Origin of the sequence: Sulfitobacter sp. SH22 (assembly GCF_965641905.1) — a bacterium.
Lineage (GTDB): Bacteria > Pseudomonadota > Alphaproteobacteria > Rhodobacterales > Rhodobacteraceae > Sulfitobacter.
This window is the reverse complement of sequence record NZ_CBFFKI010000001.1, coordinates 12,994-32,475: the sequence shown is the minus strand read 5'-3', so window position 1 is coordinate 32,475 and position 19,482 is coordinate 12,994. Positions and strand designations below refer to the sequence as shown.

19 protein-coding genes and 2 pseudogenes are annotated in these 19,482 nt (G+C 56.9%); 10 read left to right on the top strand and 11 right to left on the bottom strand.

Annotation, left to right across the window (positions count from 1 at the left end):
* Nucleotides 1-184: 184 nt before the first annotated feature.
* The 6 genes from ACSQ13_RS00155 to ACSQ13_RS00130 all read left to right on the top strand — a co-directional run bounded on the left by ACSQ13_RS00155 (nt 185) and on the right by ACSQ13_RS00130 (nt 8,615).
* Nucleotides 185-1,975 (top strand): HlyD family efflux transporter periplasmic adaptor subunit, encoded by a 1,791-nt coding sequence (locus ACSQ13_RS00155; protein ID WP_295510020.1) that lies wholly within the window; start codon nt 185-187, stop codon nt 1,973-1,975.
* A 73-nt stretch (nt 1,976-2,048) separates the two neighbouring features.
* The gene (locus ACSQ13_RS00150; protein WP_295510018.1) at nt 2,049-4,130 is read left to right on the top strand and encodes a peptidase M50; all 2,082 of its coding nucleotides are present in this window, start codon (nt 2,049-2,051) and stop codon (nt 4,128-4,130) included.
* Nucleotides 4,123-6,117: a preprotein translocase subunit SecA gene (locus tag ACSQ13_RS00145; RefSeq protein ID WP_295510015.1), complete on the top strand. Its 1,995-nt coding sequence runs from the start codon at nt 4,123-4,125 to the stop codon at nt 6,115-6,117. The genes ACSQ13_RS00150 and ACSQ13_RS00145 overlap by 8 nt, the downstream gene beginning before the upstream one ends.
* Before the next feature lie 8 nt (nt 6,118-6,125).
* Complete coding sequence (locus tag ACSQ13_RS00140) at nt 6,126-6,929, top strand: efflux RND transporter periplasmic adaptor subunit (protein WP_435988047.1); 804 nt, start codon at nt 6,126-6,128, stop codon at nt 6,927-6,929.
* 141 nt (nt 6,930-7,070) lie between these two features.
* The gene (locus ACSQ13_RS00135) at nt 7,071-8,063 is read left to right on the top strand and encodes an IS30 family transposase (protein ID WP_295510153.1); all 993 of its coding nucleotides are present in this window, start codon (nt 7,071-7,073) and stop codon (nt 8,061-8,063) included.
* Between the two features lie 165 nt (nt 8,064-8,228).
* Complete coding sequence (locus ACSQ13_RS00130) at nt 8,229-8,615, top strand: DUF302 domain-containing protein (protein ID WP_295510151.1); 387 nt, start codon at nt 8,229-8,231, stop codon at nt 8,613-8,615.
* Nucleotides 8,616-8,619: 4 nt separating this feature from the next.
* Here ACSQ13_RS00130 and corA read toward each other — a convergent pair whose 3' ends face one another.
* Complete coding sequence (gene corA / locus ACSQ13_RS00125) at nt 8,620-9,606, bottom strand: magnesium/cobalt transporter CorA (protein WP_295510148.1); 987 nt, start codon at nt 9,604-9,606, stop codon at nt 8,620-8,622.
* A gap of 479 nt (nt 9,607-10,085) precedes the next feature.
* Between corA and ACSQ13_RS00120 the strand changes: the two genes are divergently transcribed.
* Nucleotides 10,086-11,483: a bifunctional enoyl-CoA hydratase/phosphate acetyltransferase gene (locus tag ACSQ13_RS00120; protein ID WP_295510145.1), complete on the top strand. Its 1,398-nt coding sequence runs from the start codon at nt 10,086-10,088 to the stop codon at nt 11,481-11,483.
* 27 nt (nt 11,484-11,510) lie between these two features.
* Here ACSQ13_RS00120 and ACSQ13_RS00115 read toward each other — a convergent pair.
* From ACSQ13_RS00115 to ACSQ13_RS00095, 5 genes and pseudogenes are all read right to left on the bottom strand, one after another.
* Nucleotides 11,511-11,771, bottom strand: a pseudogene (locus ACSQ13_RS00115) (Tn3 family transposase); the annotation flags it as partial.
* On the bottom strand, nt 11,744-11,884 hold the full coding sequence (locus ACSQ13_RS00110; RefSeq protein WP_295510143.1) for a DUF4158 domain-containing protein: 141 nt from the start codon (nt 11,882-11,884) through the stop codon (nt 11,744-11,746). The pseudogene ACSQ13_RS00115 and the gene ACSQ13_RS00110, both read right to left, overlap by 28 nt.
* A 37-nt stretch (nt 11,885-11,921) precedes the next feature.
* A pseudogene (locus tag ACSQ13_RS00105) lies at nt 11,922-12,020 on the bottom strand (LysE family translocator); the annotation flags it as partial.
* A gap of 53 nt (nt 12,021-12,073) precedes the next feature.
* Nucleotides 12,074-12,436: an antibiotic biosynthesis monooxygenase family protein gene (locus ACSQ13_RS00100; protein WP_295510140.1), complete on the bottom strand. Its 363-nt coding sequence runs from the start codon at nt 12,434-12,436 to the stop codon at nt 12,074-12,076.
* The gene (locus ACSQ13_RS00095; protein ID WP_295510138.1) at nt 12,433-12,756 is read right to left on the bottom strand and encodes an NIPSNAP family protein; all 324 of its coding nucleotides are present in this window, start codon (nt 12,754-12,756) and stop codon (nt 12,433-12,435) included. Before ACSQ13_RS00095 ends, ACSQ13_RS00100 begins: the two co-directional genes overlap by 4 nt.
* Nucleotides 12,757-12,829: 73 nt before the next feature.
* Between ACSQ13_RS00095 and ACSQ13_RS00090 the strand changes: the two genes are divergently transcribed.
* Both ACSQ13_RS00090 and ACSQ13_RS00085 read left to right on the top strand, forming a co-directional pair.
* Complete coding sequence (locus ACSQ13_RS00090; protein ID WP_295510137.1) at nt 12,830-13,510, top strand: ArsR/SmtB family transcription factor; 681 nt, start codon at nt 12,830-12,832, stop codon at nt 13,508-13,510.
* Between the two features lie 230 nt (nt 13,511-13,740).
* Nucleotides 13,741-14,073 (top strand): phasin family protein, encoded by a 333-nt coding sequence (locus ACSQ13_RS00085; RefSeq protein WP_295510135.1) that lies wholly within the window; start codon nt 13,741-13,743, stop codon nt 14,071-14,073.
* A gap of 99 nt (nt 14,074-14,172) precedes the next feature.
* Here the strand turns inward: ACSQ13_RS00085 and ACSQ13_RS00080 are convergent, their stop codons facing one another.
* Genes ACSQ13_RS00080 through ACSQ13_RS00065 form a run of 4 tightly spaced genes read right to left on the bottom strand, consistent with a single transcriptional unit; the run spans nt 14,173 to nt 18,428 of the window.
* Nucleotides 14,173-14,784 carry an ABC-type transport auxiliary lipoprotein family protein gene (locus tag ACSQ13_RS00080; RefSeq protein WP_295510133.1) on the bottom strand — a complete coding sequence of 204 codons (612 nt, stop codon included), beginning with the start codon at nt 14,782-14,784 and terminating at the stop codon, nt 14,173-14,175.
* A gap of 4 nt (nt 14,785-14,788) precedes the next feature.
* Entirely contained in the window at nt 14,789-16,504 is a 1,716-nt protein-coding gene (locus tag ACSQ13_RS00075) for an MlaD family protein (protein WP_295510130.1), read from the bottom strand.
* The gene (locus ACSQ13_RS00070; RefSeq protein ID WP_295510128.1) at nt 16,504-17,295 is read right to left on the bottom strand and encodes an ABC transporter ATP-binding protein; all 792 of its coding nucleotides are present in this window, start codon (nt 17,293-17,295) and stop codon (nt 16,504-16,506) included. The genes ACSQ13_RS00075 and ACSQ13_RS00070 overlap by 1 nt, the downstream gene beginning before the upstream one ends.
* Nucleotides 17,295-18,428: an ABC transporter permease gene (locus ACSQ13_RS00065; RefSeq protein WP_373028116.1), complete on the bottom strand. Its 1,134-nt coding sequence runs from the start codon at nt 18,426-18,428 to the stop codon at nt 17,295-17,297. Before ACSQ13_RS00065 ends, ACSQ13_RS00070 begins: the two co-directional genes overlap by 1 nt.
* 200 nt (nt 18,429-18,628) lie before the next feature.
* Between ACSQ13_RS00065 and ACSQ13_RS00060 the strand changes: the two genes are divergently transcribed.
* The gene (locus ACSQ13_RS00060; RefSeq protein ID WP_295510126.1) at nt 18,629-19,042 is read left to right on the top strand and encodes a c-type cytochrome; all 414 of its coding nucleotides are present in this window, start codon (nt 18,629-18,631) and stop codon (nt 19,040-19,042) included.
* Between the two features lie 41 nt (nt 19,043-19,083).
* Here the strand turns inward: ACSQ13_RS00060 and ACSQ13_RS00055 are convergent, their stop codons facing one another.
* On the bottom strand, nt 19,084-19,407 hold the full coding sequence (locus tag ACSQ13_RS00055; protein ID WP_295510124.1) for a TraR/DksA family transcriptional regulator: 324 nt from the start codon (nt 19,405-19,407) through the stop codon (nt 19,084-19,086).
* Nucleotides 19,408-19,482 lie beyond the last annotated feature (75 nt).

The window sequence follows — 19,482 nt, the reverse complement described above, 5'->3', positions numbered from 1 at the left end:
AATCTGGCGCGACACGCGTCTAAGATACCAATATTATTAGAAAATTTCTTATGAAGAAAATTGGTCACAATTTTCTCTCATTGTTACGTTATAAAGTTCGGGACGACACGCCCCGATTACAAGGAATTCGACCTTGACTGAACACAGCTCGGCAGCAGGGGCCTCCTCCTCAGAGGAGCCCTTTTTGAACGCAGAAACCCTGGAAAAGCTGCGCACAGGCACGGATATGGCGCAGGTTGCTGCGGCATGGTTGCAGGCCTTTGCAAAGCAAACCACGGGCATACAGCAGGGGCTTGTCATTATGGCAGGCACCGGCAAGGCAAAGTTCGAACCCGTTGCCATGTGGCCGGACGGGGCCAGCCCTGCACCTGAATTGATGCGCGCGGTTGATGGAAGCCTGAAGGGCAAGCGGATGCTTGTCGAAACAGGCGCACAGGACAACGCGGCGATTGCTGTTCCCTTGCTGATCGGGGGGCAGTTGCGCGGTGTATTGGCTGTGCTGGCCGATAATTCGGCGCAAACCGATCTGCGTCACGTCGTTGAACAGTTGCAATGGGCCTCCGGCTGGATCGAGGCCGTGGTCCGGCGCCAGCGGCTCAGCGGGAATGACAACCTTGTTACGGTGATCGAACTGCTGGCGACCAGCCTGCACCACACACGTTTTTCCGAAGCCGCAACAGCAGTTGCCACCGAACTGGCCGGTGCGCTTGGGTGTGAACTGGTGGGGATTGGCATGATGCGCGGCAAGCATGTGCGCCTGCGGGCCCTATCGAACAGCGCCACATTCGGCAAACGCGCCACCCTTGTCCGGCTGATCGAAGCCGCGATGGACGAGGCTGTCGACCAGCAGGCGGTGATTGCGCATCCGCCACTGGAAGGGTCGCCCGCGCGGGTGCGGCGTGCCCATGCCGCGCTGGCAGATCATGAAGGCGGGACCGGTCTGTGCACCGTGCCGCTGACAGAGCAGGGTAAAACAATTGGTGCCATGTTGCTTCAGCGCAGCACGGATCAGGGGTTCGATGCCGGAGGTATTCAAATCGCTGAACAGGCAGCCGTTCTGATCGGCCCTGTTCTGGATATCAAACGCCGCGAAGACCGCTGGATTCCCGTTAAAATCTGGGAGTCCATCACGAACTTTTTCAAGATGTTGTTCGGTCCACGTCATGCGCTTTTGAAACTGGGTGTGATTGCCGCGATCGGCATCGCGGCCTTTTGTTGGTATGCGACGGGAACCTACAGGATCACCGCAACGACCGTTGTGCAAGGTAAAATCCAACGGGTCGTGACGGCTCCGATTGCCGGCTATCTGGTCCAAGCCGAGGCCCGCGCCGGTGATTTGGTATCCGGGGGCCAGATCATGGCGCGCCTGGAAGATCGGGACATTCGCCTTGAGCGTCTGAAATGGTTGGGCGACCGCACCAAACAGCAGCAGGAATACAGTCAGGCCATCGCGCAGCGCGAACGTACAAAGGCGCGGATTCTGGCGTCGCAGATCGAACAGTCAGACGCCCAGATCGCATTACTGGACCAACAGCTTGAACGTATGACCATCCGCGCGCCTTTTGACGGGCTTGTCGTATCGGGTGATCTGAGCCAAGCGCTTGGTGCGCCGCTGGAACGCGGCGATGTTCTGTTTCAGGTGGCACCGTTGAACGAATACCGCGTCACCATGCGGGTCGATGAACGCGATATCCGCGACATTGCTGCGGGCGACAGCGGCCCGCTGGTTCTAAGCTCGTTGCCGGATACGCCGTACCGGGTTGCGGTGCAGCGGATCACCCCGATTTCCAGCCCCTTGAACGGTGCCAATGTTTTCGAGGTCGAAGCGTCCATCGAAGACGGGCCGATCGAGGCGCTGCGCCCCGGCATGGAAGGCGTGGCCAAGATCGAGGTTGATGAACGCCGGCTTGTGACCATCTGGACCCGCAGGCTGGTGCTTTGGGCGCGGATGACCTTCTGGTCGTGGAAGCCTTGAGCCCATGGCCGGGTCGCTTTTCTCACCTTCTTGGTATCGGGTAAAAGACCTGAAGCCGCGGCTCCGCAGACATGTGAACATCTATCGCCACGATTATCGCGGCCGCATCTGGTTTATCCTGCAGGATCTGGCCACCGGACGGTCGCACAGGTTTTCACCTGCCGCGTACCGCATGGTGGGTCTGCTGGACGGCAAGCGCAGCCTGGGCGAAGTCTGGGAGATCGCGAACGAACAGCTTGGAGACCGCGCCCCGACCCAGGACGAAGCGATCCGGCTGCTGGGGCAGTTGCATTCGGCCGATGCGCTGGTTGCCGATGTGTCGCCCGACAGTCGCGAACTTTTCCGCCGGCATCAGCGCCACAAGCGGATGGAGATCAAGCAAAAGATCTGGTCCCCGCTGGCCGTGCGCATCCCGATTTGGGACCCTGACCGTTTCCTGACCGCAACGTTGCCCTTGGCGCGTCCGTTTCTGACGAAAACCTTTGCTGTGATCTGGCTGCTGCTGGTGCTGACGGCGGGGGTGTTTGCCGCGATGAACATCGGTGCATTGACGTCGAACATCGGCGACCGTGTTCTGAACCCCGGCAACCTGGCCGTGCTTTGGCTGGTGTATCCGGTGGTAAAGGCCTTTCACGAATTAGGACACGGCTATGCCGTCAAGAAATTCGGAGGAGAAGTGCACGAAATCGGGATCATGTTTCTGGTGTTGATCCCTGTGCCCTATGTGGATGCCTCTGCTGCGTCGGCTTTCAGGGACAAGCGGAAACGCATGTTGGTGGGTGGCATCGGCATCATGATCGAATTGCTGCTGGCCTCTATCGCGTTGTTCGTCTGGCTGAATGCTGAATCCGGCGCGGTGCATGCGGTTGCCTTTAACGTGATGCTCATCGGGGGCATTTCGACCTTGCTGTTCAACGGGAACCCGCTTTTGCGTTTTGACGGCTATTACGTACTGGCGGATTGGATCGAAATTCCCAACCTCAGCGGACGATCCACCAACTACCTGACCTATCTGATACAACGCTATCTATACGGGATGCGCGAGGCGGATCAGATCACCTCGCTTTGGTCTGAACGCATCTGGTTCGTCTGCTACGGTGTTGCGGCGTTCATCTATCGCATGTTCATCATGTTTGCGATCATCGCCTATATCGCAGGGCGCTTTTTTATCATCGGGGTGGTGCTTGCCATCTGGGCTGCAACCACACAGCTTTTGCTGCCCATCGGAAAAGGGATCAATTTTTTGTCTGGAAGTCCAAAGCTCCGCAGCAACCGACCCCGCGCAATTTTAACGACCGTCAGCATTCTTGCGGCTGTCCTGGCCGCGTTTTTCCTGATGCCGTTCCCGTCTTATAGCATCGTCGATGGCGTGGTCTGGCCCAGCCAGCAAGCGCAGGTGCGCGCAGGCACCAACGGGTTTGTCACCAAGGTGGCAACTTCTACAGATCAGCCAGTCGAACCGGGTGATTTGATGTTGCAGCTGGATGATCCGTTCATGCGGGCCCGGCTTGACCTGATTGACGCGCAATTGGCCGGGCTGGAAATCCAGCGCAGTTCGCTTATCCGCAGTGACCGTGTGCAATCGGCCCTGATTGCCGAAGAAATCGACGTGGTGTTGAACGACCGCGCCCGTCTGGTTGAAGAGATTGAAGCGCTTGATATCAGGGCCCCGCGGTCAGGCATGGCCGTGCTGCCCAACGCTGCCGATCTTGAGGGCACGTTTATCGCAAAAGGTAGTGTCGTGGGCTATGTCGTATCGCCCCGCGACACCCAGACCGTGCGGGTGATGGTCAGCCAGAACAACGTTGATCTGGTGCGCAATGACACCAATTCGGTCAGCGTGATCCCGGTGGAATGGAACCCCGAACCCCTGCGCGCGGAAATCCTTCGCGAGGTTCCCGGTGCCACGCAGCAATTGCCGACACCTGCGTTAGGCACCGCTGGCGGGGGCAAGGTTCCGGTTGATCCCGGTGATCCCAATGGGGTGAAGACGCTGGGGCGGTTTTTTGAAATCGAAATCCTGATGCAATCGCCTTCGGAGGATATCTTGTTGGGGCGCCGCGTGAGGGTACGATTCGATCACGGCTATATGCCGCTTGGATTCCAAGCTTACCGTTCCTTGCGGCAATTGTTCCTGAGGCTGTATAATGTCTGACCGGATGATCTTGCGGCCCGGTCTGTTGGGCGGGTTCTACCCCGAACGCAGCGATGAAAGGCTCAGCACGCCGGACCGGATCATGGCGAATGCCTATGGCCGTTTGCAGCAGCTTTTTGCCCGCCGTCCGGTCTCAAAACGGCTGTTCCTGATGCGGGTGATACGGGCAGGGCGCAAGTTGCAGACCCTTAGCAATTCGGAACTTGCTGAAATGCGGGTCGCTTTGGCCGAAGATTTGCAGGTCAACGGCTTGGGCCGCCACAGCACGGCCGAGGCGTTTGCCTTGGTGCGCGAGGCATCGGGCCGCGTGCTTGGGATGCGGCATTTCGATGTTCAGCTTGTTGGCGGGTTGATCATGCTGCAAGGGCAGATCGCCGAGATGGCGACGGGCGAAGGAAAGACGCTGACCGCCACATTGACCGCCGCCGTCATGGCGCTGTCCGGGGTGCCGGTGCATGTGGTCACGGTCAATGATTTTCTGGCCAGCCGCGATGCGGAATGGATGAAACCGTTGTTCAGCTTTTTGGGGCTCAGCGTCGGTGTTATCCTTGAAGACATGGATGTCGACGAACGCCGCGCCGCCTATGCCTGCGACATCACCTATTGCACCAACAAACAGCTCGCGTTCGACTATCTAAAGGACCGTCTGATCCTCGAGGCCGAGACGCGCCCGCTGCATATGGCGCTTGAAGGGTTGTTGCAGGGCCGCGCCCGCCGCGAACAGGTCATGATGCGTGGATTGTGTTTTGCCATCGTTGACGAAGCGGATTCCGTCTTGGTTGATGAAGCACGCACGCCCCTGATCATCGCGCAAAAAGGCGACACATCCGAGATGGAAACGATCTATCGCCAAGCCATCAACACCGCCCGCACCATGCAAACACCGCGCGATTTCACCATGTCGGAACGCGATTTCCGGATTGATTTCACCGACCTTGGCAAGGCCCAGCTCAGACGGTCGACGCAGCAATTGGGCGGGGTCTGGGCCACCGAAACTCACCGCGAGGAATTGGGCCGTCAGGCATTATCGGCCCTGTGGCTGTACAAGCGAGACAAACATTATCTGGTTCAGGACGAAAGCATTCAGATCGTGGATGAATACACGGGCCGTGTCATGGCAGACCGGTCGTGGGAACGTGGTTTGCACCAGATGATCGAGGTAAAGGAAGGCGTTGATATTTCGATGCGTCAGGAAACCCTGATCCGCATCAGCTATCAAAAATTCTTTCGACGCTACATCCGTCTGTCGGGTATGACCGGCACTGCGCAGGAAGTCGCGGGCGAGCTAAGTTCGGTCTACCGGCTGCGCACGCGCAGGGTACCCACCAACAAGCGGTCGCGGCGGTGGGATAAGGGCGAATATTGCTATGCCACAAGCGATCACAAGTGGCAGGCGGTTCTGCGGGAAATCGTCCGGCGGCACAAAAAGGGACGGCCGATATTGATCGGTACCCAATCGGTGGAGGCGTCTGAGCATTTAAGCGGGCTTTTGACCCAGAAAGGGCTGCACCACCGTGTGCTGAACGCCCGCCAGAATGAAGCTGAATCAGAGATCATCGCCCAAGCGGGCCTGTCGGGTCGTATCACTGTGGCGACAAACATGGCGGGCAGGGGCACTGATATTGCGCTGGATGACACCACCCGCGCTGCTGGGGGGCTGCATGTTATTGCGACCGGGCGCCATGATGCAGCGCGGATTGACCGGCAGCTTTATGGCCGTGCCGCCCGTCAGGGTGATCCCGGCAGCCATATCACCTTTGTATCCTTGCAAGATGATCTGCTGCGGGTGTTCTATGGGCGCAAGCTAAAGCCGCTGATCGCGCTGACCGCGTGGGGCAGGGGGTGGGTGCCCGGTTTTATCGCGCGCCCGTCGGTCAATCTGGCACAATGGGCCAGCGAAAAACGCAACAGCGGTATTCGCCAAAACTTGCTCAAGGCGGATGATAGCCTTGATGAATTGCTTGCGTTCAGCGGGCGCGGAGAATGATGGAGACGATGATGAAGACTTTTGCACTGACATCCGCACTGGCGATCGCGCTTGGCACTTCTGGGGCTTGGGCAGGAGAGTACGACTGCCTGATGGACCCGTCCCTTGTTGTCGAGATCGGCAGCGCCGAGGCGGGAATTATCCAGAGCGTTTCGGTTCAACGTGGCGATCTGGTGACCGAAGGGCAGCTTGTCGCCAAACTGGAATCTGGTGCCGAACAGGTCGCTTTGGACTATGCCCGTGCCCGCGCGACCGACACGTCGCCCCTTGAAATTGCCCAAAGCCGGATTGATCTTTTGGCGAACGAGGCGCAGCGTGCAAAAGATCTGGGGGCGAAAAACCTGTTGGCCAAATCCGTTGTTGAATCAGCTGTCAGCCAGCACCAGCAAGCCATCCTCGAATTGCGTCAGGCGGAATTTGAAAAGCGCCTTGCCGCGCTGGATGAAACCCGCGTCGCCGCACAGCTGGCAAGGCGCGACATTCACGCGCCCGTCGATGGCATCGTCATCACCCGCATGATCGGGCCCGGCGAATACGTCTTTGCCCAAGCGCCCATTATCCAGATCGCCCGTATCAACCCGCTGCATATCGAGGTGTTTTTGCCCACCGACGTTTTCAACAACGTAAAGCTGGGCCAAATCGCCAAAGTCAAACCCGCCGCCCCGATTGGTGGCGAGTACGATGCCGAGGTGATCGTGATCGACCGCGTTTTTGACGCGGCGAGTGACACGTTCGGGGTTCGCCTGAAGCTGGATAACCCCGACGGCAAACTGGTCGCGGGCATTGATTGCAAGATCGACATTGGCGGGTAAGCAAACGGCTCTGTTGCAAGTCGGCATTTGCTGACTATTAACATAATTAACCTTATCAGATTTTTTCGTTCCTATGGGGGCACATTCTATACTGGGTTGCGAAATTTCCCCTATCTTGCTGGAAAGCAAGGAGAATGAAAGATGGCCCATACAGAGCTAAACCTGCGTGAACGGCGCACGATCGAGGATATGTTGAATGTTAAAATGTCAGTCGGTGAAATCGCGGCTGAGATTGGCAGGCATAGATCCACAGTCTACCGCGAGATCAAGCGCAACTATTACAACGATGAAGATATCCCTTATCTGAATGGGTATTATGGAGTTAACGCGCAGGACTATGCCACGGATCGACGCGCGCGCCGTCGCAAACTGGTACGCCTGGATGGGTTGCGCAAAGCTGTGATCAAACAGCTCAAAGAAGGTTGGTCACCCGAACAGATCGCAGGCCGATTGTACTTCGAGGGTCAGACCGTGCGCGTGAGCCATGAGACGATCTATGCCTACGTTTACGGCCCCGATGGCCAATCCAGAGAACTTGCCCGCTACCTGCCAAACCGCCGCAAGAAACGAAGACCGCATCATTCGCGTAAGCCACGTGGCCTTGTGTTTCCACCGGATCGATCCATCCATGAACGACCAGACTACGTTGATACCCGCGAGACGTTTGGCGAATGGGAGGGTGATCTGATGATCTTCGAGCGTGCTCAAGGCAAGATGAACGTCGCCTCATTGGTCGAACGCAAGACGCGCTTTGCCGTCCTGTTCCGCAACAACGACCGCAGCACGACGCATCTGATGAACCGGCTCATGGGCGTGATGGAACCCCTTCCCCAGCCAGCCCGTAAATCCATCACCTTTGATCGTGGGATTGAGTTCAGGAACTGGCGTGAACTCAAGCCAGTGATCGGAACAGAGGCCTGGTTTTGTGATCCACAATCACCTTGGCAAAAGGGTTCAGTGGAAAACCTGAACAAGCGAGCGCGTCGATATCTGCCACGTGACGCGCCCGTGGCCACGCTAACAAATCGGGACATGAAGTCGATTTGTGATCGCTTGAACGGCACCCCCAGAAAGTGTCTAGGATGGCGCACCCCAACCGAAGCCTTCAGAGAAGAACTGATGAAACTGAGATAGCGGAAACCGTCGCAACGACCCTTGAGAATCCAGGGCAGATAGTGATCTAGGTCAAAGTAATCATCCGTGCCGCTGGTATTCTGTCCGAAACTGTCAAATCCGCTTGTCCGGTTTTTGTACCGCTTTGACGGGCTCTGAGGCAGTAAAAACAGCAAGGAAAAATTCATGAGCTATACGATCAACAGACTGTTTGAAGATGCCCCTTTTCAGGATATCGAGGCGCGCACCCGATCGGCGCTTTTGGCAAAGGGCTTTGGCGTGCTGACCGAAATCGATGTCGCGGCAACAATGAAAAACAAACTCGGGGCCGAGATGCCAGCCTATCTTATCCTTGGGGCCTGTAACCCCAAACTGGCTTACGGTGCCATCAAGATCGAGCCACGGGTCGGTGCCATGCTGCCGTGCAACGTGATCCTGCGTGACGTGCCGGGTGGCGTTGAGGTCAGCGCGGTCGACCCTGTTGCATCCATGCAGGCCATCGACAACCCCGAGCTTCAGGAGGTTGCAGGTCAGGTGCGCGCCCTGTTGTCCGAGGCGATCACGGCGATTTGACGGCTCACTTCAGCCAGCCTTTCTTCCAGATGTACCAAAACAGACCGCTGGCTGACGCGACCATCAAAGACACGGCAAAGACATATCCGAAATACCACCCCAGTTCGGGCATGTTCCAAGGGGACGTCGTGCGGTCAAAATTCATGCCATACAGGCTTGCGATAAACCCCAGCGGCATGAACAAGGTGGCGACGATGGTCAGAACCTTCATGACCTCGTTCAGCTTTACGCTGATGCTTGAGATATACACGTCGACCAGCCCCGAGGCGATTTCACGATAGGTTTCCACAATATCCATCAACTGGATTGTGTGGTCATAGCAGTCGCGCAGAAATGGCGTCGTCTGGGCAGAAATCAGCGGGTGTTCGTCGCGGATCAGAGTGTTCAACATTTCCCGCTGTGGCCAGATCGCCCGCCGTAGCATCAGCAGGCTCCGCTTCATATCATGCAACTCGGCCACATTCCCCGGATCAGGTTTGCTTACCACGCGATCTTCCAGATCTTCCAGGGTTTCACCCAAGTGTTCGAGCGCGGGGAAAAAACCGTCAACGATCGTATCCAGCAACGCATAGCAAAGGTAGTCGGAGCCTGCGCCCCTGATCCGCCCCTTGCCCTGCAAAATCCGGTCGCGGACACGGCTGAAGCAATCACCGGACCGTTCTTGAAAGGTAATCAGGTACCCGTCGCCAAGGAAGAATGACACCTGTTCGGTCTCGTCATTCTCGTGTTCATTCAGCATGAGGGCGATGATGAAAAGATGGTCGTGATATTCTTCGACTTTGGGGCGCTGGTGGGTATTAACGACGTCTTCAAGCGCGAGCTTGTGCAGCCCGAATGCATCCCCGAGGCCTGACAGGAGCGTTGCATCACCGGACAAGACAACGTCGACCCAGATCACAGGAAAGGTTTCACGCAGCTTTGCAATTGTCGAAATGTCTGCGTCCGGGTCTTCGTGCACGCTGTCAGGGCCATAGGCAAATATCCCGATCACTGGAACGCCCGAACTTTGGGGGATGTGGATCGGCCCTGGTTCGGACCCCGGCGGCAGGTGCCGTGGTGATCTTTTGGCTAATCTTTTGCGTTTCAAAATATCATCGGCCTTTCCGGAATGCGCGTTTCACCACAGCCGTTTCTGGGTGCGCCTGGCATCAGTGATCAGTAAAACCACGGCTTCGTCAACACTGCCCCAACGCTTTTGGCTCTTGCGCGCATGGCCGCGGATGCCTCTGGCAAGAGGTGCCCCCATCCTGTCAGACAGCCCACCTCAGAAAATGATTTGCATCAACTTGGGCGCTGCCCGTTGCGACAATATGCCGATGATTAGATTGGTTTTATCAGCAGCGTCAGGTAAATGCGGATCGCCGGTTTTCCTGACGTTTTCGCTTGCGGCGGTGCTGCGAAAATTACCATGCTCCTAGTTACCCATACCTGACCGACGCTTGAACCGATCCAGACGCAAGGCAAAATTCTATGCAATATATCGAGAACAGAACCTTCGATGAAATCAAAGTCGGAGACAGCGCCGAGCTGACGCGCATCTTGAAGCAAAACGATATCGAGCTTTTCGCGGTCATGTCGGGGGATGTGAACCCGGCGCATGTCGACGCGGATTTTGCTAACTCAGATATGTTTCACAAGGTGATCGTGCATGGCATGTGGGGCGGCGCGCTGATTTCTGCCGTGCTTGGCACCGAACTGCCCGGCCCCGGAACGATCTACCAAAGCCAGAACCTGAACTTCCGGCAGGCCGTGGGTTTGGGCGATAAGATCACCGTATGCGTCACTGTGACGGATAAAAGTGCTGACGATCATCACGTGACCCTTCGCTGCATTTGCACAAATCAGAACAACGAAATCGTCATCGAGGGTCAGGCGGTGGTAGTGGCCCCGACCCAAAAGGTGCGCCGCCCCCGCGCCCTGCTGCCAGAGGTACATTTGCACGAACGGGGTGCCCGTTTTGACGAGCTGATGAAAAAGACGGAACCCCTCGCGCCGGTGCGTACCGCTGTCGTTCACCCCTGCGATGCGCTTTCGATTGAGGGAGCCCTGCTGGCGGCTGAAAAGGGCATGATCATTCCGGTTCTTGTTGGCCCGAAAGCAAAGATCGAAGCCGCAGCGGCCGAGGCCGGGCTTGATCTTGAGGGGATCGAGATTGTGGACGTGCCGCACAGTCATGCGGCGGCTGAGCGGGCTGTCGCACTGGCCCGCGAAGGCAAGGTTGCCATGCTGATGAAAGGCAAGATCCACACCGACGAATTGTTGAAACCGATCGTAAACAAAGAGACGGGCCTGCGGACAGAAAGACGGATGACCCATGTTTTCGCGCTAGATGTCCCCAATTACGCGAAGCCCCTGTTCATCAGCGATGCGGCCATAAACATCTTTCCCGACCTGTCGGCTAAACGCGATATTGTGCAGAATGCGATAGACCTTGCGCTGGCCCTTGGAATTTCTGTGCCAAAGGTCGCCCTGCTGTCCGCAGTTGAAACCGTGACCCCCAGTATCCCGTCTACCGTTGATGCTGCTGCGTTATGCAAGATGGCCGAGCGCGGGCAAATTTCCGGTGGTGTGCTGGATGGACCATTGGCCTTTGACAACGCCGTCTCCAAAACCGCCGCCGAGACAAAAGGCATCCGGTCCGAGGTCGCAGGCGACGCCGATATTCTGATCGTGCCGGATATGGAAGCGGGCAATATGATCGCCAAGCAACTGATCTATCTGGCCGGGGCTGATGCGGCGGGGATCGTTCTGGGTGCCCGCATTCCCATCGTTCTGACCAGCCGCGCAGACGGTGTTTTGTCACGGCTGGCGTCTGCGGCGATGGCCCAGGTGTTTGTCCATTACCAATCCAGCCGCGTTGCCAGATGAGCGGCGTTATTCTGACGCTTAATGCGGGGCCATCTTGCTCAGGCCCAGATACAGCCCCTCCGCCAGCAGAACATTCTGCAGCCCAATCCTGTCGTTACAAGGCGCAGCGGTTCGCAGATGGGTAAAAGCGTCTGTGAATCCGGTGGCCTCATCCACTTCCAGAAGCAGATCGGTGATGCGGATATCTGGAAGTTGCCGATAGAGATCAAGGACAAGCTCTTCCGCGTCGTCAGGGACGGCGGTTGTCAGTCGCTCGATCTTCAACGTGCTGTTTTCGCTTCCCGTACCAACCATGTTTTCAGATCACGTGCCCCCTGATCCGAGAACATCTTGTAGCCGTAAATCTCTCGCAGATCGGCAAGGTGTTCCTGGCGGGTTTCGGCCCGGTGCGCGTACTCCATCAGCGATCTGGCCGAGGTTTTTCAGTGTCCAGCCAAATTCTCCAAGCGCGATGCCAAAGGCAACCAGCAAGGCCGACCTCCTCCCCGAACCAAGGCTGCGTGAGGCGACGGCGACCATGTTGGGACCCGGAGACATTGCAGCGGCGGCGAGTGCGGTCCATGCCGCAAAGATTATGTACATTGCTTCATTCATTTTTCCGCCCCTTCAATAGTGTGATGTTGCACGGAATCCGCAGGAGCCTGACTGCGCTCGAACAGGCCGTAGTCGCGAGAAACTTCAGCAATCCGCAATCGATAGTTCTGAAACACCCCTGAGCGCCCTTCCGATTGTGCAAAGCGGTGCTGTTCCAGCCTTCGCCACTCAGCAATCGCTGCTTCGTCGCGCCAGAAGGACAGTGACAAAATCCGCCCTTCATGGGTTAAGGATTGAAACCGTTCGATAGAGATGAAACCGTCGATTTCATCCAGAAGCGGGCGCAACTCGGCTGCAATATCAAGGTACCTCTGCCGCTGCCCTGGTGCGGGCTCCACTTCGAATATGACGGCGATCATTTCAGCGCCCCGTGCGGGGCAGAAGCCAATTTGAGAAACACCCTGTCTTCGCGCAGCAGAAACTTCTCTTTCTGAGCAAATTCATAGTTTTCCTTGCCAAGTGGATCACTTGCCAACCGTTCTCGATAAGCTTCGTATTCGGCCAGTGAGGGGATGTTGTAGATCCCATAAGCCAGCGTGCTCGACCCCTCATGCGGTGCGTAATACCCAACCAAATCAGCGCCACAGCGCGGGATAGCTTGGCCCCAGTTGCGGGCATATTGCGCAAACTGTTCTTTCTTCGTCGGGTCAATGTGATAGCGGATGATACAGGTCAGCATGGCGGTCCTCTTTTATGATTTGTCTCAGGTCTAACGCATTGCCACACTGAAATGCTTCGACTACGGTCGAACTATGAAATATGGCCCAGACATAGCCCACATTGCCGCGCTGATCGGTGATCCCGCACGCGCCAACATGCTGACAGCCTTGATGAGCGGCAAAGCTTTGACTGCGACTGAATTGTCTCAGGAAGCAGGAATTACCCTGCAAACCGCCAGCTCGCATCTGGCGAAACTGGATGAAGGCGGCCTGGTGATTCCGCGCAAACAAGGGCGTCACAAGTACTTTTCTCTTACGAATGAAGAAGTGGCCCATGTGCTCGAAGCCCTGATGGGGTTGGCTGCTGGTTCAGGACACTTACGAACCCGAACTGGGCCACGCGATGAGGAACTTCGGAAGGCGCGCGTGTGCTACAAGCACCTCGCAGGCAATATGGGCATACAGATGTATGACAGTTTTGTGCGGCAAGGGTTTCTCGACATTGGTGCCAATGGGCTTACGTTAACGAAGGCGGGAGCGAGCTTTGCTCGCAACTTCGGAATTGATCTGGATAGCCTGCGGGCGAAAAAATCCCCCCTTTGCCGGGAATGCCTGGACTGGAGCGAGCGCCGGACGCATCTTGCAGGTAGTCTTGGTCGTGCGCTGCTGACCCATATGGAAAATCTGGGCTGGGCAACACGCATCCCAGAGACCCGGATTGTGCGCTTCACGGCGTCCGGACAGACAATGTTCGACGCAACATTCCAGAAATAGAATGCCAAACAAATTATCGGCAAAGCTTTGCATACGATCCTGCCCCCTACCGGAACAGACCTCTAATGCCCTGAACTGCCAGTTCTTGAAATCGCGGTTTGCGCCCAAACATATCTGTGCCCCGGCCAAAGCCGAAACCCGCCGATTGGTCGGAACCAATTGATGTTCGTCAATTGTCGAATCCGGTTTTGCGCAATTCTAATGGCTTCCACAAACCGCGAGGATTGAAAATGACGACCAAAGACAAAAGCAAAGACACAGTCTCACCCATGAACGTCCTCATTGATGCGATGCAAAACGCCAGCACGGCGCTGATGCCGGGATTTGGACCAGAATGGCTCGAAGCCATGAGCAAGGTTGGTCATGAAATGCTGACTTTCATGTCAGAGCGCGTCAAAGAGGATATTCAAACCCAACAGGCCCTTTTGCAGGCCAAAGGCATCGCTGAAATCCAGCAAATTCAAGCGGACTTCCTTAAGAGAGCACAAGAGGATTACGCCGTGGAAATGGCCAAGCTTGTGGAATTGGGGACGAACCACCACAAACACGCCACACCGGTCTAAAGACGGCCAATTTCAGTTGCGGTCGATCTGCTTTGGCGCAGTGCATCGCCGTAACTGACCCCCGCTAGCACCCCTAAGGGGGTTTTTGGCCGTTCCGGGCTAAATCCGTTCGATTGCCCAATCCGATATTGCTGGCAACAGCACGTTCAGGGCTTCCTGAAAGACCGCCACAATCGCCTTGGCGCTATCATTGGCCACCGGTTGTGATTGTGAAAAGCGGCGCGAGGCAACAACGCGCTGATCCTTGTCATTGATGATGGTCAGATCGAAATCAAGCTGAGCCTCAAACGTACCATCGGCCAATGCATTGACCTCGAATGCGTCTATCCGCACCAGCAGGGCCTTGTCCGGGATCGGGCCTGCATCGCTGCGCCCGACATATGCAACGCGGCCAGTTTCGGAGATACTACGGATCAGCAAGGATTGCACCACAGCCGGGATTTCATCGCTCCAGCGGGCATCGGGCAGGTATGTGATAGACGCGGCATCAGGTTTCACCATGATCCGGTCCGTGGCCAGTGCGGCGGGGGCCTGCGGACGCGCAACCAGCAATGTGCGCGATGTGCGGCGGCCCTTTGCCGATCCGGCAGCGGGGCGCAGATCATAGGTATCCAGCGGTTTGGTCGCGGCATTGATCGACGTGATGGCACTGCAACCGCTCAGGGCAAAAAGCGTACCCAGCAAGGCCGTGCGGCGGGTCAAGTTGGACATCTATCTATCTCCTGTATTCGGGAACGCGACCGTCCAGAATAAACCGCGCGGGATCGCGTTCAATCCGGCGTGTCAAATCGCCAAGGGTCTTCACAAGTGTACGCGCCTCGGCTGCGAGCCGCGTCAGTTCGGGCAGACCCCTGCTGGCAAAATCACCGATGCCGGGTGTGCTTTGGGCGACTGCCGACTGGATCTGGCGGGCGACATTATCGCTTCGGGCGATCAGGGCGCGTAATTCGGATGTGATGGCGGGCATGTCTTTGGTGACCTCGCTGACGGCCTGGCTGATCTGCCCCGAAGCCGTGCGAATATCCGACATCATCGGGGCAACATCCGTGTTCAGCACCCTTGTCGCCGCGTCGAATGTGGTTTGGGATGATCCCAACGCACTTTCGGCAGCGATGAGCGTCGAGTCGATCACGGTCAAACTGCTTTGCGCCCTGATGAACAATGCATTTGCCGATGCAATGGCCTGCTGGGCTTCTTGTACCACCGGGTCAAACCGGTCGGTCAGGCCCGTCAGGTTGGTAGCCACGTCATCGACGGCCTTGCGGGCGGTCGCAACGCCTGAACGGATGTCTGTCATGATCGCCGGCACATCGGTGACAACAACGGTCTGGATCGAGGCAATGGCCGTTCTGGCATCGGCCAGAACCACGCGGGCTTCTGACACCAGTGATGTTCCACTACCGTCTATCAGGTGGTCAAAGCTGTCTGATGCTTCGGTCACGGCATTAAAGGCGGTACTGGCGTCTTTCAGCGATCCCTCAAGCTCGGTCAGGCGGGCGTTCAAAAGGCCGGCGGTTTGGGCAAACCCGTCCAGCGTGGCACCGGACCGTGTCTGTAAATCGGCAATGGCCGCATTGGTCAGGGATGCGGCCTCGGACACCTGAGCGAGAATGCCCGGCACCTGATCCCGCAGGATAAGCTTTGCCTGGTCAAAGGTCTCTCCGGCGCTTTGGATCGCACCGACCGAACCCGCGAAAGCCTTGTCTGCTGTTTTGAATGCATCAGTTGCAGCCGCCAAAGTGCCGTCCGCCTGCTCAAGCGTTGTGGCAACAGAGGCACCGATCGTGTCCAGACGGTCTGTAAACAACGTGATTTGCGCGGTCGCGTCCCGGACGGTGCCGGAAATCTCGGAAAAATCGCTCAGCGCCCGATCCAGCCGCCCCGAAGACGCTTCGAGATTGGACAGAATGTTGGCGACATGGGTCTGGTTTTCCGGGCCGGTCAACGTTTGAAACTGCTTCAACAGTTTGGTCGCCTCTATCAGCAGGTCGGGGGCGTCGTGCACAAGCGTCTGCACCGTCGAGCGACGCGACGGAATGATCATCCAGCCCTCCTCATTTGCAACCAACGGTGGTGCCGTAGGGGTGCCCCCCGACAGCGAAATATAAGCAACGCCTGTCACGCCTTGGGATTGCAGCTGCGCAACGGTATCTGACCGCACCGGCGTGTCCGCTTCGATTTCGATGGTTGTGAAAACCTTTGAGGGGTCTTCTTGCGCGATGCGCAGGCCGATAACCCGCCCGACCGTGATGCCGTTAAAGGACACTTCCCCCGAAGGATCGAGCCCCGACACGTCTTCGAACAAGATACCATAGCTTTGGTATTGCTTGTTCACCTGAAAGCTGGCCAGCCAGATAAAGAAAGCCAGCGTTCCCAGAATGGACAGCAGCGTAAAGATACCGATCAGGATATAATTGGCGCGGGTTTCCATCAATGTGCCCCCTCTTGTCGCGCAGATGAAAGCGCTGCGCGCGCACGCGGCCCGTGGAAATATTCGTGCACCCAAGGATGATCCACGCGAAGCATTTCGTCCATAGTCCCCACGGCCAATACTTTTTGATCGGCCAGAACCGCAATGCGATCGCAAATGGCGTGCAAACTGTCCAGATCATGGGTCACCAGAAAAACAGTCAGTCCCAACGAGGCCTGTAGCTGTTTGATCAGAATATCAAAGGCGGCAGCACCGATGGGATCAAGCCCGGCAGTCGGTTCGTCAAGAAAGACAATTTCGGGGTCCATCGCGATGGCGCGTGCAAATCCGGCGCGTTTGCGCATCCCGCCCGACAGTTCGGACGGATATTTGGCCATCGCATCTTCCGGCAAGCCGACCATACGCACCTTAATGCCCGCCAGCGTTTCGCGTATGCTGTCGTCCAGCGTCAACTGCTCGCGCATCGGCGCTTCGACGTTCTGGCGCACGGTTAGCGACGAGAAAAGCGCGCCGTCCTGAAACATCACACCCCAACGGCGCCGCAAGCTGCGGAACTGCTCGTCAGATGTAGACCGCACGCTTTGGCCAAAGACTTCGATCTGACCTTCATTCGGGTCCAGCAAGCCCACGATTGCGCGCAACAGCACGGATTTGCCCGTGCCTGAACCGCCGACAACGCCAATAATTTCGCCGCGGCGCACATCCAGATCCAGCCCGTCGTGTACGGTATGGGTACCGAAACGCGTGACCAGCCCCCGCACCCGGATGATAGGATCGTCGATTGTTTCCATCACACCCCCACCACCGCAAAAAAGATCGAGAAAACCGCGTCTACCACGATCACCATGAAAATGGACAATACCACGGATGCAGAGGTCAACCGACCCAGAGATTCCGCATTCCCGCCAACATTCATGCCTTCGTAACACCCGATAATGCCGATGATCAGGGCAAAAAACGGTGCCTTGATCATACCAACCCCAAAGTGCCAGACATCTGTGTTGCTGACCAGCCGGGTTTGAAACACCATTGGCGAAACGCCAAGGTCGATCCATGACATCAGCGCGCCCCCCACCAGACCCGAGATGTCTGCGATCAGCCCAAGGGCGGGCAGCATCAGCATCAGGGCAAGCACCCGTGGCACGACGAGGATGGTCACCGGATCAAGGCCAAGCGTGCGCATGGCGTCGATCTCTTCGCGCATTTTCATTGAACCGATTGAGGCTGTGAACGCCGACCCGGACCGGCCCGCGACAATGATCGCTGTGAGCAGGATACCCAGTTCGCGCAGGATCGAGATGGCGATCAGATCGACCACAAAGACTTCGGCCCCGAACTGCCGCAATTGAGCGGACCCCTGAAACGCAAGAACCACGCCGATCAGAAACGACATCAAGGCGACGATCGGCACCGCACTCACCCCGATTTCCTGACAGTGGTGCACCACCGACGTCAGACGCAAACGGCTGGGATGCCTGACGATCCCGCCCAATGTCGCCATCACCTGACCCAGAAACGAGACAAGTTCGACCGTCATGCGAAACCCGCGTGTGATCTTTTTCCCGAAAATCTCGAGCCGGTCGGCAATGCCGGGCCGTGCAACGGGCAGCGGATTTTCGGGCGGCATGTTCTGTTCAACCGTCTTGATCAGCTGCGCCTGCGCAAATGTGGCCCCTTCGATGCAAAGCGTGCCTCCGCGACGCCTGGACTGGACCTGCTGATCGACTAGGTACCACGCACCGGCCGTATCCATATGGGACAAGGCGGAAATATCGATCGCTGTTATTCCATCTGGAATGGGGGCTATCCCGTTGCCCTTTAGCTGCATCAACGTGTCGATCAGCAACTGGCCGGACAAGACCGCTTTGCCTTCGGCGACTGAAATGCTGATGGTCTTTTCGGACGACGCAACAGGTTCGGTCATGCCGTGCCGAAAAGGTTAACAAAAATCATGTATTATCCCCCGGTCCAGAATTACCGATACTTTAAACGGTCTAGGCAACACGCTGATAGCTGTATTGACGCATATCAATAGATACACCCTAGCTTTGTAAGAGTGTAGTCGAAAGAGCTTTGGCCCTTGATCCCCGATACGCCCTGCAATCAAAGGAAACTTTCCCGCGTATGCCCTCTTACTCATTCATTCTGTCCGGCGTTTGCGTAGCAGTCCTGTCGGCCTGTACCCCCACATCCTCCGGTCCCTCCCATGCGGGAAAACGGGGGCAGCTTGTCTATGCCAAAGAATGTTCCCAATGCCACGGCGCAAAGGGAGAAGGTGGCGGCCCCGCGTCTTTGGGCTTGGGTGTGGTGCCCCCTGATCTGGCAGGCCTCAAGCAGCGCAACGACGGCTATTTCCCACGTGAGTTCGTCAGGCGTTTCGTTATGGGGACATTAGAAAAGGATGACCCCTATTCCGCCATGCCCGAGTTTGCATCTGTCGGATTGCAGCATGTTTATCCACGTGGTGGAGCCAGCAACGCAGTGCTTCAGGCGGATTTCGAAGCGTTGCTGGATTACCTTGAGGCGATCCAGGACTAAACGCGGGCACGTCAGCGCCCGCGGGGTCTGCAAGGCCGCCGTTAAACGCCTGCCGCGCAGCTTTTGCACAAAGGCGCGTACAGCACGGCATTCAGCCGTTCCTCGGAAATCGGCTCCTCGCATTTTTTACAGATGCCATAGGTACCGTCTTTGATCCGCCCCATGGCAAGATTAAGCAGCGCCATTTCCTTTTGCGCCGCCATGCCAAGGCTTTCCAATACCTCGTCATCTTCGATGTCGATGGATTGGTCATTCAAATCGCGCGGCTTTGGCTCGCCCAGATCATGGTCGACATCGTGTATCCGCGTATCAAGCTCTTGCAGGCGCGCGGAAATCAGCTGTTCATAGTGGTTTAGGTCCGGCATTTTATATCCTTGATTATCGTATGTGAGAATAGATACCACCAAAGCGGGCCCAGAGAATTGACGCGGATCAAAGAC

Coding starts and splice junctions, on each gene's coding strand:
- ACSQ13_RS00145 (WP_295510015.1), top strand. CDS start 4,123: ATGTCTGACCGGATGATCTTGCGGCCCGGTCTGTTGGGCGGGTTCTAC.
- ACSQ13_RS00140 (WP_435988047.1), top strand. CDS start 6,126: ATGATGAAGACTTTTGCACTGACATCCGCACTGGCGATCGCGCTTGGC.
- ACSQ13_RS00135 (WP_295510153.1), top strand. CDS start 7,071: ATGGCCCATACAGAGCTAAACCTGCGTGAACGGCGCACGATCGAGGAT.
- ACSQ13_RS00130 (WP_295510151.1), top strand. CDS start 8,229: ATGAGCTATACGATCAACAGACTGTTTGAAGATGCCCCTTTTCAGGAT.
- ACSQ13_RS00120 (WP_295510145.1), top strand. CDS start 10,086: ATGCAATATATCGAGAACAGAACCTTCGATGAAATCAAAGTCGGAGAC.
- ACSQ13_RS00110 (WP_295510143.1), bottom strand. CDS start 11,884: ATGGAGTACGCGCACCGGGCCGAAACCCGCCAGGAACACCTTGCCGAT.
- ACSQ13_RS00100 (WP_295510140.1), bottom strand. CDS start 12,436: ATGATCGCCGTCATATTCGAAGTGGAGCCCGCACCAGGGCAGCGGCAG.
- ACSQ13_RS00095 (WP_295510138.1), bottom strand. CDS start 12,756: ATGCTGACCTGTATCATCCGCTATCACATTGACCCGACGAAGAAAGAA.
- ACSQ13_RS00090 (WP_295510137.1), top strand. CDS start 12,830: ATGAAATATGGCCCAGACATAGCCCACATTGCCGCGCTGATCGGTGAT.
- ACSQ13_RS00085 (WP_295510135.1), top strand. CDS start 13,741: ATGACGACCAAAGACAAAAGCAAAGACACAGTCTCACCCATGAACGTC.
- ACSQ13_RS00080 (WP_295510133.1), bottom strand. CDS start 14,784: ATGTCCAACTTGACCCGCCGCACGGCCTTGCTGGGTACGCTTTTTGCC.
- ACSQ13_RS00075 (WP_295510130.1), bottom strand. CDS start 16,504: ATGGAAACCCGCGCCAATTATATCCTGATCGGTATCTTTACGCTGCTG.
- ACSQ13_RS00070 (WP_295510128.1), bottom strand. CDS start 17,295: ATGGAAACAATCGACGATCCTATCATCCGGGTGCGGGGGCTGGTCACG.
- ACSQ13_RS00065 (WP_373028116.1), bottom strand. CDS start 18,428: ATGACCGAACCTGTTGCGTCGTCCGAAAAGACCATCAGCATTTCAGTC.
- ACSQ13_RS00060 (WP_295510126.1), top strand. CDS start 18,629: ATGCCCTCTTACTCATTCATTCTGTCCGGCGTTTGCGTAGCAGTCCTG.
- ACSQ13_RS00055 (WP_295510124.1), bottom strand. CDS start 19,407: ATGCCGGACCTAAACCACTATGAACAGCTGATTTCCGCGCGCCTGCAA.